The sequence below is a fragment of the Streptomyces sp. NPDC000941 genome (assembly GCF_053599555.1).
Window position 1 is genome coordinate 97,249 of the sequence record NZ_JBSFMM010000009.1, and the last position, 13,970, is coordinate 111,218.

Sequence of the window (13,970 nt, forward strand, 5' to 3'; positions counted from 1 at the left end):
TGCGCCCTGCCTGCGACAACATCCCTTGCACACACGGGGCGTGACAGGATCCACTGTCCGCAGGCAACGACGAGTCGGAGAGGGCCGATGGAGCTGATGGGGGAGGCGGACCGGCCGGTGGCCGGTCCGTACCGGCTGGTGGCCGAGCTGGGCCGGGGCGGCATGGGGCGGGTGCTGCTCGGTGTCGCGCCGGACGGGCGCCTGGTCGCGGTCAAGGTGGTGCGCTCGCAGTTCGTGGAGGACGACGGGTTCCGTACGCGCTTCCGCCGCGAGGTGGAGGCGTCCAGAAAGGTGTCCGGTGCGTATACGGCCGCCGTGGTCGACGCGGACGCGGACGCGCCGCTTCCGTGGCTGGCCTCGGTGTTCGTTCCGGGCCCGGCACTGGGACAAGTCGTCGAAAACGTCGCTCCGTTGCCGCCCGAGTCGACGGTGCGCCTGGCCGCGGGGCTCGCCGCGGCCCTGGCCGAGATCCACCGGGCCGGGCTGATCCACCGCGACCTCAAGCCGTCCAATGTGCTGCTCGCCGCCGACGGGCCGCGGGTCATCGACTTCGGCATCGCACGGGCGATCGACAGCGAGAACATCACCAAGATCACCCATACGGGCTGGCTGGTCGGCTCACCCGCCTTCATGTCGCCGGAACAGGCGGAGAGCCGTGAACTCACCCCGGCCAGCGATGTGTTCTCGCTGGGCGCGGTGCTGTTCCAGGCGTGCACCGGGCGGGTCCCGTTCGCTGGTTCTTCCACGCTGCAGATGCTCTACAACGTCGTGCACAGCGAACCCGATCTCGCCCCGATCCCGGACGAGTTGCGCGGGCTCGTCGAACGGTGTCTGGACAAGGATCCGTCCCAGCGGCCCACTCCGGCCGGGATCCTGGAGCTCGTCGGGCAGCTCGCCCCGTCCGCGCGGCCCTGGCCCGCCGCCGTACACGACCTGATCGACGCGCAGCAGGCCGAGATCGCCCGGGTCCTCGGTCTGCCCGAGGACGGTGGCGCGCTTGTGGAATCCGGGGCCGGGACGGTCGTCCTGCGCGCCGAGCCAGGAGCGGACGGCACCGCGCGCCTGCCCGTGAACCCGCCCACGGACCCGCCCGTGGACCTGCACGTAGCCCCGACCGCGGCCCCGACCGCGGCTCCACAGCACCCCGACCGCCCGGCGGACGATCCCGCCGGGGTTCGGCGCGCGAGTCGGCGCGTTTTCCTGCTCGGCGCGCTGGGCGCCGGTGTCACTGCAGCCGTCGCCGTCCCGCTCGCCGTGGACCGGTTCTCCGGGTCCTCGGCCAAGGGGGGTTCCGGGGCGTCCTCGTCGTCGAGCACATCGCCGTCGCAGACGGCGAGCCCGAGCCCGAACGTGTCGCGGTCCGGGTCGACCGCCGCCGGGCGGACGCCCTTGGTCACCCTGTCCAAAAAGTTGGACTCCATGCTGACGGCCGTGGAGTTCAGCCCGGACGGCAGGTTCATCGCCGTCGGGAACCTGGACGGGGGCGTGGAGCTGCGGCACAGCCCCTCCATGAAGCTGGCGGCGATCCTCAGCCCGCCCGGCGAGGGAGGGAGCGACAACGCCACCGGGGACGTGGCGTTCAGCCCCGACGGGTCGCTCCTCGCCTCCATCGACGACTACGCGACGATCACGCTGTGGGACGTCGTGCCCGGTAGGAAGGTGGCCACGCTCCACGGCGACAAGAACCAGAAGGACTCCGAGTACGACTCGGTGGCGTTCAGCCGGGACGGGAAGACCCTGGCGTACAGCTCGAACACCACCATCACGGTGTGGGATGTCAGGTCCCGCGACAAGATCGCCACCCTCGTCGACCCCATGGGCCCCACGACGGATGTGAACACGGGATGGGTGGCGTCCGCCGTGTTCACCCGGGACGGCCGCAGCCTCATCGCCTCCACCACGGAAAACAAGCTGCACTTCTGGGACATCAGGCGGCGGAGCATCACCGCCACCGTCCAGGCGGGTAAGGACGGCCTGTACGACCTCGCGCTCAGCCCGGACGGCAAGGTCGTCGCGGCCGACGCCGGGACCGAAGGAGTCAGGCTCTGGGACACCGGCAGCCGCAAGGAGATCGAGACCCTGGCCTTCACCTCGCAGATGATCGGCTCCGTGGCGTTCAGCCCGGACGGCAAGTCCCTGGCCGCCAGCGCGCGGGGCGGGGCGGTCCAGATCTGGTCCACCGCCACCTGGAACCCCATCCGCACATTGGACGACAGCACCGAGTCGGTGGCGGAGGCCCTGTCGTCGACCGGGTCGGGTGATGTCCTCGCGGACGCCCTCGCCTTCAGCCCCGACAACAAGCTCCTGGTCGAATCCCTGGACTACTACCTGGCCCTCTGGAAGCTCACCTAACCCCGCCCATCCGACCCTACTGGCGACGGAAGTGGTGCGACGGCGGTGACGCCGTGCTGCCGCGCACCACGAGCCGGGTCGGGACCAGCGTGGTGCCGGGTTCCGCCATGTCCTCCCCGTCCTCCCTCATCTGCCGCAGCACCCCCTCGACACAGCGCCGCCCCACCTCCGCGAAGTCCTGGTGGACGGTGGTCAGGGGCGGCAGGAAGGAGCCGGCCTCGGGGATGTCGTCGAAGCCGATGACGCTGACGTCCTCGGGCACTCTCCGGCCGCGTTCGTGCAGGGCCCGCAGCAGGCCGAGCGCCATCTGGTCGTTGGCGGCGAACACCGCCGTGCAGTCGGCCTCGTCGGCGAGGCGGAGTCCGGCCTGGTAGCCGGACTCCGCGGACCAGTCGCCCCGTACCAGCGGCGGTGGCGCACACCCCGCGTCGGTGAGGGTGACACGCCATGCGTCGGTGCGGCGCTGCGCGGCGAAGGACTCCTGGGGACCGGACAGGTGCCACACCGTGCGGTGGCCGAGGTCGAGGAGGTGGCGTACGGCGGCGCGGGTGCCGCCGGCCTGGTCGGTGTCGACGACGCTGTAGCGGTCGCCCGCGTCCGAATCGGCCACGACGACCTGGACGTTGGGGGGCAGCGAGACGGTGGCGGTGTCGAGGAGATGCACTTCCATGATGACGATGACGGCGTCGACGGCGAGCTCCCCGAGCCGGGAGAAGGCGCCCCGCACCTCGTCCTGGGTGGGGACCGCGACGGGCAGGAGTGTCACGGCGTAACCCTCGTGGGCCGCGGAGGTGGCGATGGCCTCGAGGGTGCGTACGTTGCCGGTGGTGGCGAGGGAGAAGGTGATGACGCCGATGGTGCGGAACTCGCCGCGTTTGAGCGCGCGGGCGGCGCTGTTGGGCCGGTAGCCCAGCTCCTTCATCGCCGCGAGCACCTGCTGCCGGGTCTCTTCGGTCACCCCCGAGTAGCCGTTGGAGACCCGGGAGACCGTCTGCGAGGAGACTCCGGCCAGGCGGGCGACGTCCGCCATGGAAGCGCGCTGGACCCGCCGGTCGGCGCGCGTGGTCCCGGCCCCGGCCCCCGCCCCAGCTCCAGCCCGGATCTGCGGTGTACTCGCCGAGGCTGATTCACTGTCCGTTGTGTCCACTCTTGCCCCCTTTCATCCGCAGTGTTGCGGAATCGTCGTACGACGACCCTTGACCGTCGACATTCGGGCAGTGTAGACATGCCGCCACCAGATGTTTACGTAAACATAACATCCGTCAAGGGCTTTTCCAGGGTGTGGTGTTTGCGTAAACATTGCGTGGGCGCCGGGCCTCCGGGCTCCGAGAGGGATGAACGAGGATCGACATGACGACGCTGCAACAGCCGGCGGCCGTGGACCGCACGGCACGGCCTTCGCTGATACGGGACCGACGGTCCTGGACGGGGTGGGGGTTCATCGGCCCCTTCGTAGCGGTCTTCGCCCTGGTCTTCCTGGCTCCCATCGTGTATTCGATCTACCTCAGTCTCTTCCAGGACAGGCTGATCGGTGGCAACACCTTTGTGGGGCTCGACAACTACAAGCAGGCGCTCCAGGACGATCAGTTCTGGTCCGGAGTGACCCGGGTGGGGCTGTTCCTGGCCGTCCAGGTGCCGATCATGCTGGGCATCGCCCTGCTCGTCGCGCTCGCGCTGGACAGCGGACGGCTGTACGGCAAGAACTTCTTCCGGATCTCGATCTTCCTGCCCTATGCGGTGCCCGCCGTGGTGGCCACGCTGATGTGGGCCTTCATGTACGGCACCCGCTTCGGGCTGGTGGGGGACATCAACGACGCCTTCGGCGTCTCGCTGCCCGATCCGCTCTCGCCCGACCTGATCCTGGCGTCGATCGGCAACATCGTCACCTGGGAGTTCGTCGGCTACAACATGCTGATCTTCTACGCGGCGCTACGGGTGATCCCGCAGTCCCTGTACGAGGCCGCGGAGATCGACGGCGCCGGACAGCTCCGCGTCATCACCGCCATCAAGCTCCCCGCGATCCGCGGCGCCCTCGTCATCGCGACGATCTTCTCGATCATCGGCAGCTTCCAGCTGTTCAACGAGCCGAGCGTCCTCAGGCCCCTGGCACTGAACGCGGTCACCACGGACTACACCCCGAACTACTACACGTACACGCTGTCCTTCAGGGGCCAGCAGTACAACTACTCCGCGACGGTCGCCATCGTCATGGGGCTGATCACCATGGTCGTCGCCTATGTCGTCCAGCTGCGCGGCATGCGCAAGGGAGCCTGAACCATGAGCAGCCCCGCCACCACCGCTTCCAAGGCCACGTCCGCCCGGACCGGATCCTCCGGCCACGCGCCCCGGCTGCGCACCCCGCGCCGTAACGCCCGTAACGCGCGGACCGCCGACAGCCGCCGCCCCCGCCGCAGTGTGCTGCTGACCGTGCTGACCGGTCTGGTGCTGCTGTACTCCCTGGTGCCGCTGATATGGCTGGTCATCAGCTCCACCAAGACCCAGGAAGGGCTGGCCGACTCCTCCGGGCTGTGGTTCGCCGACCACTTCGCCCTGTGGGACAACGTCCGTGAGACCTTCACCTACAACGACGGGGTCTTCGTCCGCTGGCTGCTGAACACCCTGCTGTATGTGGGGCTCGGCGCCGGTGGCGCCACCTTCCTCGCGGTCCTGGGCGGCTATGCCCTGGCGAAGTTCACCTTCCCCGGCAAACGCGCCGTGTTCGCCGTCGTCATCGGGGCCGTCGCCGTACCGACCACCGCGCTGGCGGTCCCCACCTTCCTGATGTTCAGCAAGATGGGGCTGACCGACACCCCCTGGGCGGTGATCATCCCCTCGCTCGTCTCGCCCTTCGGTCTGTATCTGATGTGGGTCTTCGCCACCGAGGCCATTCCCACCGAGCTGCTGGAGGCCGCCCGCATCGACGGCGCGAGCGAGCTACGGACCTTCTTCCGGGTCAGCCTGCCGCTGCTGGCACCGGGCATCGTGACCGTGCTGCTGTTCACGATGGTCGCGACCTGGAACAACTACTTCCTGCCGCTGATCATGCTCAAGGACCCGGACTGGTATCCGCTGACCGTGGGGCTGAACAGCTGGAACGCCCAGGCCCAGACGGCCGGTGGCGATGTCGTTTTCAACCTGGTGATCACCGGCTCGCTGATCACCATCCTCCCCCTGATCGTCGCCTTCCTGCTGCTGCAGAAGTACTGGCAGTCCGGACTCGCCGCCGGAAGCGTCAAGGAATAACCCTCACCCCACCACGAAGAAGTGGAAGCACCATGCCCAAGAACACGCGCCGCCTGCTGCGCGGCATCGGCCTCGTCTGCGCCCTCGCCCTGGGAACGACCGCCTGTGGCGGCTCCGACGACGGCGGCTCCAGCGACAAGAAGGTGTCCGCCGGGGACATCCAGGCGGCCCTGAAGAAGGGTGGCTCCATCACGGTCTGGGCCTGGGAGCCCACGCTCAAGCAGGTCGTCAAGGACTTCGAGAAAGAACACCCCAAGGTCCACGTCAACCTCGTCAACGCGGGCACCAACAAGGACCAGTACACCGCCCTGCAGAACGCCATAGCGGCGAAGAAGGGCGTCCCGGACGTCGCGCAGATCGAGTACTACGCGCTCGGCCAGTTCGCGCTGACCAAGTCGCTGGACAATCTGTCCGGCTTCGGCGCCGACAAGCTCTCCAAGACCTACTCGCCCGGCCCGTGGAACTCGGTGAAGTCCGGCGACAAGATCTACGCCCTCCCCATGGACTCCGGTCCGATGGCGCTGTTCTACAACAAGAAGGTCTTCGACAAGTACAAGGTCGCGGTGCCCACCACCTGGGACGAGTACGTCGACGCGGCGCGCAAGCTGCACAAGGCCGACCCGAAGGTCTACATCACCAGCGACATCGGCGAGGCGGGTATGACCACCAGCCTGCTGTGGCAGGCCGGTTCGCGCCCGTACAAGGTCGAGGACAACGGCACCAAGGTGAAGATCAACTTCTCCGACAAGGGCGCCGCCACCTACACCAAGACCTGGCAGACGCTCATCGACGAGAAGCTTCTCGCGCCCGTCAACGGCTGGACCGACGACTGGTACAAGGGGCTGGGCAACGGCGACATCGCCACCCTGACCACCGGCGCCTGGATGCCCGCCAACTTCGTCTCCGGTGTGAAGAACGCCTCCGGTGACTGGCGCGTGGCCCCGCTGCCGCAGTGGACCAAGGGCGACAAGGCCACCGCGGAGAACGGCGGCAGCTCGCTGGCCCTGCCCTCGGCGGGCAAGAACAAGGAGCTCGCCTACGCCTTCACCGAGTACGCGAACGCCGGCAAGGGCGTGCAGACCCGGCTCAAGGGCGGAGCCTTCCCGGCGACCACGGCGGACCTCCAGTCCGACGCGTTCCAGAACACCGAGTTCCCGTACTTCGGCGGGCAGAAGGCCAACAAGATCTTCGCCGAGTCGGCCGCGAACGTCGGCAGCGGCTGGTCGTACCTGCCCTACCAGGTGTACGCCAACTCGATCTTCAACGACAGCGTCGGCAAGGCCTATGTCTCGAACACCCCGCTGACCAAGGGGCTGAAGGGCTGGCAGGACGCCTCCGTCAAGTACGGCAAGGAGCAGGGCTTCACGGTTTCGGAGTAAGCCCGTCCGGCAGCAGGGACCGCGAGGCCGCGGGCCCTGCTGCCGCACGCCCTGAGCACCACCAGCACCACGGCACCACCAGCACCAACGCCGCGCCGCCCCGTGCGGTACACCGGAAGGACCACCATGATCTCCACCCTCCTCTCCCGGCTGCCGTACGGGTCGGACGGTGACCCCGCCTCCCCCCGCCTGGTCTTCGGCGCCGACTACAACCCCGAGCAGTGGCCGCGCGAGGTGTGGGAGGAGGACGTACGGCTGATGCGCCAGGCCGGCGTCAATGCCGTCTCCGTGGCGATCTTCTCCTGGGCCCGCATCCAGCCGGCCCCGGACCAGTGGGACTTCGGATGGCTCGACGAGGTCATGGACCTTCTGCACGCGGGCGGCATCGGGGTCGACCTGGCCACCGCCACCGCGTCCCCGCCGCCCTGGCTGACCACCGCGCACCCGGAGATCCTGCCGGTCACCGCCTCCGGTGAGACGGTGTGGCCGGGAGCGCGCCAGCACTGGCGCCCCACCTCACCGGTCTTCCGTGAGCACGCGCTGCGCCTGGTGACCGAGATGGCCCGGCGCTACGCCGACCACCCCGCCCTGGTGGCCTGGCATGTCTCCAACGAGCTGGGCTGCCACAACATCTACGACTACTCCGACGACGCCGCCCGCGCCTTCCGCGACTGGCTGCGCGCGCGCTACGGAACCCTGGACGCGCTCAACCACGCCTGGGGCACCGCCTTCTGGTCCCAGCGCTACAGCGACTGGAACCAGATCCTGCCGCCCCGGCTGGCCGCGTCTCACCCCAACCCCACCCAGCAGCTCGACTTCAAGCGCTTCTCCTCCGACGCGCTGAAGGAGTATCTGCGCGCAGAGCGGGACATCCTGCGCGAGATCACCCCGGACGTGCCCGTGACCACCAACTTCATGGTGATGGGCGAGACCAAGGGGATGAACTACCCCGACTGGGCCGACGAGATCGACTTCGTCTCCAACGACCACTACGTCCTCCCCGGCCCCCAGGACCGCGACGAGCTGTCCTTCTCCGCCAACCTCACCAGCGGTATCGCGGGCGGGCGCCCGTGGTTCCTCATGGAGCACTCCACCAGCGCGGTCAACTGGCAGCCCATCAACGTGGCCAAGCGCCCGGGCGACCTCGCGCGCGACTCCCTGCTGCACGTCGCGCACGGCGCCGACGCGGTCTGCTTCTTCCAGTGGCGGCAGTCGGCGGCCGGGGCCGAGAAGTACCACTCGGCGATGGTGCCGCACGCCGGGGCCGACAGCGATGTCTTCCGCGCGGTGACCGAGCTGGGCGCCACCCTTCAGGCGCTGGCGCCGGTCGCCGGGGCCGAGCGCGAGCGGGCGCGGGTCGGGATCGTATACGACTGGGACTCGTGGTGGGCCAGCGAGCAGGACTCCCACCCCAGCTCCCGGCTCAACTACCGGCAGGAGGCCCTTGACTGGTACTCCGCGCTTCTCGCGCTGGGCATCCGCGCCGATGTCATCACCACCCGGGCCGACCTCGACGAGTACCGGCTGCTGATCGCTCCCGTACTGCATGTGGTGCCCCAGGCCCTGGCCAAGGAGCTCACGCGGTACGTCGAGACGGGCGGCCACCTGGTCACCACGTACTTCTCCGGTGTCGTCGACGAGAACGACCACGTCTGGCTGGGCGGCTACCCCGGGGCGCTGCGTGAACTGCTGGGCATCCGGATCGAGGAGTTCGGCCCGCTGCTGGCCGAGGAGGCGGTCGAACTGGACGGCCCGGACGGTACGGAATCCCCGGCCACCGGCACCCTGTGGACCGACCAGATCACGGTCACCGACCCCGACGGCGTACGGACCCTCGCCCACTACCGCACCGGCACCTACGCCGGCCGCCCGGCCATCACCCGCCGCGCGGCGGGCCAGGGCTCGGCCGCGTATGTCTCCACCCGGCTGGGCCCCGACGGGCTCACCCGCCTGCTGCCGGGCCTGCTGGAAGGCGCCGGAGTCCACAGCGAGCTGCCCGCCGAGGTGCGCGGGCGCGTCGAGCTGACGGTGCGCCGCACCGCCGACGCCCGTTACCTCTTCCTCGTCAACCGCACCGACGAGCAGGTGAGCCTGCCCGGCCTCACCGGGGAGCCGCTGACCGGCGGCGCCACGGCGGCCGACGGCGCGCTCACCCTGCGGCCGCGGGAGGTCGCCGTGGTGCGACAGCCCGCCTCCTGACCTACCCCCCACACGGGCATGTCCGCTGGGCATGCCGTCCCACCGAAGCGACCACCGACGAGTTGGGAGCACACGATGGAACGCCGTACCCGCACAAGACGCCTCCTGGGGGCCGTCGGCGTCACCGCCCTGGCCACGGGCGCCGCCTTGATCAGCGCACCGTCCCCGCAGGCGGAGGCCCAGACGCAGGCCGAGGCCGTGACCGTCCGGCCCGACCCCTCCTATCAGCAGCAGAAGTTCGAGGGCTGGGGCACCAGCTTGGTGTGGTTCGCCAATGTCACCGGCGGCTACCCCGAGGAGATACGCCAGAAGCTGGCCGCGCTCCTCTTCGGCGACGACGGCCTGGCCCTGAACATCGCCCGCTACAACATCGGCGGTGGCAACGCCCCGGACGTCAAGGACTATCTCCGTGCCGGAGGCGCGGTCCCGGGCTGGTGGAAGGCGCCCGAGGGCACCACTCGCGAGGACACCGACTGGTGGAGCGCCGATGACCCCGCCGACTGGAACCCCGACGCCGACGCGAAGCAGCGCTGGTGGGTGGACCGGATCAAGGGCGACATCGACCACTGGGAGACGTTCAGCAACTCACCGCCGTGGTTCATGACCACCAGCGGCTATGTCTCCGGCGGCTTCAACGCCACCGCCGACCAGCTCAAGACCGACTCCGTCGACGACTTCGCCGCCTATCTGGCCGGTGCCACCAAGCGGCTGGAGAAGGCACACGACATCAAGGTCGACACCGTCGACCCGTTCAACGAGCCCAACACCGGCTACTGGAGCACCCGCCTGGGCACCGACGGCCAGCCGGTCGGAGGCCGTCAGGAAGGGGCCCATATCGGCCCCGAGCTCCAGCAGAAGGTCATCCCGGCCCTGGCGGAGGCCCTGAAGAAGGCCAGGACCGGCGCGAAGATCTCGGCGATGGACGAGACGAACCCGAACATCTTCGCCCAGAACTGGAACACGTACCCGAAGGAGGTGCGTGACCTGGTCGCCCAGATGAATGTGCACACCTACGGCACCGGCGGCCGCACCGCCGTACGCGACCTGGCCAAGGCGGCAGACAAGCCGCTGTGGATGAGCGAGGTCGAGGGCGACTGGGGCGACGGCCAGGACTTCCAGGACATGCGCCCCGGCCTCGGACTGGCCCAGCACATCGTCGACGACCTGCGCGAACTCGAGCCCCGGGCCTGGGTCTTCTGGCAGCCGGTCGAGGACTACGACAACATGAAGCCCGGCGGGGAGTCCGCCAAGGGCGGCAACTGGGGCAGCATCCAGCTCCCGTTCAGCTGCACCTCGAAGGACACCCTCAAGACCTGCCCGATCCGCACCAACACCAAGTTCGACACCGCCCGGAACTTCACTCACTACATCAAGCCCGGTGACCGGCTGGTGAAGGTCGACGACACCTCCAGCGCCGCCGCCGTCTCCCAGCGGGGCAACGGTGCCACCGTCGTCCACGTCAACAGCACCACCGCCGAGCGCACGGTCACCGTCGACCTGTCCAAGTTCGCCGATGTCTCCCGTGGCGCCACCGTCACGCCCGTCGTGACCAGTGCCGAGGGCAAGTTGGAGCGGCACCGCCCGATCCGGGTCACCGACCGGCGCGCCACCTTCACGGTCCCGGCCCAATCGGTGACCTCCTTCCTCGTCAAGGGGGTCTCCGGCACCGCGAAGGACGCCGCGCTGCTGCGCGAGGGCCACACCTACCAGCTGACCGGCGCCCAGAGCGGCAAGCAGCTCACCGTCGCGGAGAGCGGCACCGGCCTCGTCATCAAGACGGCGAGCGCCGACGCGGCCGACACCACCCAGCGCTGGCAGCTCCGTCAGATCAGCGGCGAGGGCAACCGGCAGCGGTATGTGTTCACCAACCAGACGGACGGCAAGCGCCTCGCCGTCCGTAACGGCGCGGCCGTGCTGGAACCCGACCAGGGCGACCGCGACCAGGCCACCCAATGGATCATGTCGACGACCGGCGATGGCACCTGGACCCTCGTCAACGCCGCCACCGGCAGGCTGCTGGAGGTCTCCGGCCAGTCCACGCAGGACGGGGCCACCGTCTCCGCCTGGCAGCCGAATTCCGGCGCCAACCAGCGCTGGAAGGTGACCGACGTGAGCTGACCGGCGGCCCGATCCGCCCTGTGCCCCCTCGCTGGCCCGCGCGCCTGGCGAGGGGGCCTGTCTCATACCCACGCGCCCGTGGTGAGTGCCGCCACAGCAGCAGTGCCTCATAAGCCTCGTTGATAACGGCCCAACACGATGATTGGCTACATGGGCAAGATTCACCACAAAGTCAGCGGCGGCGCCCTACTGCCAAGAGATGGGAGCTCGCAGCCAGCAGTTCTGGGTATGGCTCGGCCATGCGCGCGGCGGTCAGGGCCGACTCGAACAGCGGTGTATCGACCACGGATTCACCGGTGTACTGCTCTGCCGCCTTCAGCATCGCCCACGCAGGGCCCTCGATGCCGAAGACCTGAGCATCGAACCCCGCGTCCTGCACTTCTTCGAGCAGCTGCTCGCCGGAGTGGAAGTAGGCCGCCGTAAAGCCCTTCTTCCCATCGTGCACCTGAGTCCGAAGGATGCTTCCGATGCTCTCCTGCATCCGCTCCTTGTACAGGTGGGCGAAGGCGGTGTGCTCAAAGAGGCTCGCGTAGCGGTTGATCCCGGCGGCGGCAAGCAGCCCCCCGGGGCGCAGGACGCGGTACGCCTCAGCGATGGCCCGAGCGCGCTCGTCGCGCTCCAGGAGGTGGTAGAGGGGGCCGAGCAGGAGGACAACGTCATAGCACTCGTTCTCCGCTGTGAGTTCCCGGGCATCGCCCAATTCCACCGTGCACCCCTTGATGTGCGTCGCCTGCTCAATGTGTCGGGGGATGGGGTCGACAAGGTGGACGCGGTGGCCATCCTCGGTCAGCCAGCGGGCGTGCGTGCCCGGGCCGCCGCCGACGTCGAGGATCCGTGCCGGGGCAGAGGGCAGGTGGCGGCGCAGGAGTTCCTGTGTCCGCACCATCTCCAGCCTGCCGTCCGCCGAAGACGACAGCCGCGCGGCCTCGTCGATGGTGGACGCGTAGAAGGTCATGACCTCGGGAGATATCCGGTGAGCCGTCATGACTGCATTGTGACGGCCCCGGGTGCCTGGGGCTGCTGTCCGGGTAACGTGCCCGGTCAACCGGTCCTCTGCGTGGGAGCAGTCATGCCGAAACTGAAGTACGAGCAGATCGCCGATCACCTCCGAGCACGTATCACCGAAGGGGAGTTCGGCCCGGGCGACCTCCTCCCCTCCGGCCGTGAGCTGACCGGGCAGTTCGGCGTGTCCCGAGCCACCGTGATCAAGGCGATGGACATCCTGCGGAACGACGGTGTGGTCGTCGCTCGCCAAGGCGCGGGTTTCACGGTCGTCAAGACTCCCGTGGCCCGTCCGGCCGGACGCCGGAGTTCCAACGATCGGGTGACAGAAGGACGCCCCTACAAGCGGTTGGGCACACCGACCAAGGAGGTTCCACCCCAGCGGGTCGCCGACGCGATGCAACTTCCGGAGGGCGCTCAAGCTCTACGCCGGGCGCGGCTCGTGCTCCTTGACGACGGAGATCCGTTCACGCTGGTCATCGCGTGGTTCCCGCAGGACATCGCGGATAATTGCCCGCGGCTCGGCATGAAGGGACCGATCGCAGAGGGGACGACGAACTACGCTGCCCGCTGCACTGGGTGGTCTCCGGCGAGGGGAGTCGACACCCACACGGTGCGGCTGGCGGCGAAGGAAGAAGCGGAGTTGCTGAGGCTGTCTCAGCCTGCGGCGGTTGCCGTTGCCCTGCACGCAGCCTATGACCGAGATGGTCGTGCCCTGGTCTGCGAGGAGGGTGTGACGTCGGGCGATCTGTGGGAGTTGACGGACAGCTACACGATGGGGGCTTCGAGTTGACGACCCGCTTGGCTGGACCGGTCAACCGGTCCAGTGTGTAGAGGGTTGCATACGCTCCCTCACGCACTGGAGCCGACCATGAACAGAGCCCTGCCATGGACACCATCGAGCGGATACGACGTCAAGGTCTTACCAGCGGGCACCTGGTGGGACGCCGTGAGAGCCTCGGGGCTCGTCGGCGAGCATGCGCTGAAACTGCTTGGGGACGAGTCCGGCGCCGTGATCCAGGACAAGCACGGCCCTCTGTACTGGCTTGTGGAGCCGGGCTCCGCCGGCGACTGGGACGTCCGACAGGTGCACGTACTCGGCGCGACAACCGCAGGGGCAAGCTACGTCGGCGTACCGCCGGCGCACTGGACGGGCCCACCGGGCATCCATTGGCGCATTCCGGTGGGCCCGGGCCGCTACCTCACCGACGCCGCGCTGTTGCGCCGGGCGCTCGCCCTGGCCGCCCTCGCTGAGGAGGCCGACCGGTGACCTCCCAGATCTGCGCCCGCTGCGACAAGCCGACCAAACAGCCGGTCATCGTGGGGCACGTGCACTCCGCCAGTTGTGGCGGCCGCACTGCCTACGCGTGCCCCGGCTGCGCGCCGAGTTTTCCGAAGCAGCCGGACCCGCTCGCTGAGCTTGCCGCCCTGCGCCGCGCCCGAGAGCGGGGCCGGGTATGAGTGTCCCGGTCGGTGCCCGGCGTATGTCCCCGTACTGCGCGCTGTACACGTCCGAGCCCGACGCCACGCCCGACGAGATCCACGATCTTTGCCGCGGCCCGCACGAGGTCCGGCTGAAGCCGGTACCGCCCGCGACTCGCGGCGCGCTCATCATGACCGTCCGCTGTGAATGACGGCCAATGATTTTGGGGTGAGTTTGAGACGGCGACACGCCGA

The 13,970-nt window shown here is 68.9% G+C and carries 10 protein-coding genes; 8 read left to right on the forward strand and 2 right to left on the reverse strand.

Annotated elements, in window-relative coordinates; all coding sequences use genetic code 11:
- Positions 1-87 precede the first annotated feature (87 nt).
- Positions 88-2,352, forward strand: a complete 2,265-nt coding sequence (locus tag ACWDSL_RS05745) for a WD40 repeat domain-containing serine/threonine protein kinase (RefSeq protein WP_450482053.1) — start codon at positions 88-90, stop codon at positions 2,350-2,352.
- Positions 2,353-2,368: 16 nt separating this feature from the next.
- On the opposite strand, the gene ACWDSL_RS05750 is transcribed toward ACWDSL_RS05745, so the two are convergent.
- Entirely contained in the window at positions 2,369-3,382 is a 1,014-nt protein-coding gene (locus ACWDSL_RS05750) for a LacI family DNA-binding transcriptional regulator (protein ID WP_450482055.1), read from the reverse strand.
- 320 nt (positions 3,383-3,702) lie between these two features.
- Between ACWDSL_RS05750 and ACWDSL_RS05755 the strand changes: the two genes are divergently transcribed.
- The 5 genes from ACWDSL_RS05755 to ACWDSL_RS05775 all read left to right on the forward strand — a co-directional run bounded on the left by ACWDSL_RS05755 (position 3,703) and on the right by ACWDSL_RS05775 (position 11,291).
- A complete protein-coding gene (locus ACWDSL_RS05755; RefSeq protein WP_450482057.1) occupies positions 3,703-4,626 on the forward strand; it encodes a carbohydrate ABC transporter permease in 924 nt (307 codons plus the stop codon).
- Between the two features lie 3 nt (positions 4,627-4,629).
- Positions 4,630-5,595, forward strand: a complete 966-nt coding sequence (locus ACWDSL_RS05760; protein ID WP_450482059.1) for a carbohydrate ABC transporter permease — start codon at positions 4,630-4,632, stop codon at positions 5,593-5,595.
- Positions 5,596-5,627: 32 nt separating this feature from the next.
- A complete protein-coding gene (locus ACWDSL_RS05765; protein ID WP_450482061.1) occupies positions 5,628-6,974 on the forward strand; it encodes an ABC transporter substrate-binding protein in 1,347 nt (448 codons plus the stop codon).
- 126 nt (positions 6,975-7,100) lie between these two features.
- Complete coding sequence (locus tag ACWDSL_RS05770) at positions 7,101-9,173, forward strand: beta-galactosidase (RefSeq protein WP_450482063.1); 2,073 nt, start codon at positions 7,101-7,103, stop codon at positions 9,171-9,173.
- A gap of 75 nt (positions 9,174-9,248) precedes the next feature.
- Positions 9,249-11,291 (forward strand): glycoside hydrolase, encoded by a 2,043-nt coding sequence (locus tag ACWDSL_RS05775; protein WP_450482065.1) that lies wholly within the window; start codon positions 9,249-9,251, stop codon positions 11,289-11,291.
- Positions 11,292-11,463: 172 nt separating this feature from the next.
- On the opposite strand, the gene ACWDSL_RS05780 is transcribed toward ACWDSL_RS05775, so the two are convergent.
- A complete protein-coding gene (locus ACWDSL_RS05780; protein WP_450482067.1) occupies positions 11,464-12,276 on the reverse strand; it encodes a class I SAM-dependent methyltransferase in 813 nt (270 codons plus the stop codon).
- Positions 12,277-12,360: 84 nt separating this feature from the next.
- Between ACWDSL_RS05780 and ACWDSL_RS05785 the strand changes: the two genes are divergently transcribed.
- Together ACWDSL_RS05785 and ACWDSL_RS05790 are read left to right on the forward strand one after the other, a co-directional pair.
- Entirely contained in the window at positions 12,361-13,086 is a 726-nt protein-coding gene (locus ACWDSL_RS05785) for a GntR family transcriptional regulator (protein ID WP_450482069.1), read from the forward strand.
- 78 nt (positions 13,087-13,164) lie between these two features.
- Positions 13,165-13,563 (forward strand): hypothetical protein, encoded by a 399-nt coding sequence (locus ACWDSL_RS05790; protein WP_450482071.1) that lies wholly within the window; start codon positions 13,165-13,167, stop codon positions 13,561-13,563.
- The last annotated feature ends 407 nt before the right edge of the window (positions 13,564-13,970 follow it).

Coding starts and splice junctions, on each gene's coding strand:
- ACWDSL_RS05785 (WP_450482069.1), top strand. CDS start 12,361: ATGCCGAAACTGAAGTACGAGCAGATCGCCGATCACCTCCGAGCACGT.
- ACWDSL_RS05780 (WP_450482067.1), bottom strand. CDS start 12,276: ATGACGGCTCACCGGATATCTCCCGAGGTCATGACCTTCTACGCGTCC.
- ACWDSL_RS05755 (WP_450482057.1), top strand. CDS start 3,703: ATGACGACGCTGCAACAGCCGGCGGCCGTGGACCGCACGGCACGGCCT.
- ACWDSL_RS05750 (WP_450482055.1), bottom strand. CDS start 3,382: ATGGCGGACGTCGCCCGCCTGGCCGGAGTCTCCTCGCAGACGGTCTCC.
- ACWDSL_RS05775 (WP_450482065.1), top strand. CDS start 9,249: ATGGAACGCCGTACCCGCACAAGACGCCTCCTGGGGGCCGTCGGCGTC.
- ACWDSL_RS05745 (WP_450482053.1), top strand. CDS start 88: ATGGAGCTGATGGGGGAGGCGGACCGGCCGGTGGCCGGTCCGTACCGG.
- ACWDSL_RS05760 (WP_450482059.1), top strand. CDS start 4,630: ATGAGCAGCCCCGCCACCACCGCTTCCAAGGCCACGTCCGCCCGGACC.
- ACWDSL_RS05770 (WP_450482063.1), top strand. CDS start 7,101: ATGATCTCCACCCTCCTCTCCCGGCTGCCGTACGGGTCGGACGGTGAC.
- ACWDSL_RS05790 (WP_450482071.1), top strand. CDS start 13,165: ATGAACAGAGCCCTGCCATGGACACCATCGAGCGGATACGACGTCAAG.
- ACWDSL_RS05765 (WP_450482061.1), top strand. CDS start 5,628: ATGCCCAAGAACACGCGCCGCCTGCTGCGCGGCATCGGCCTCGTCTGC.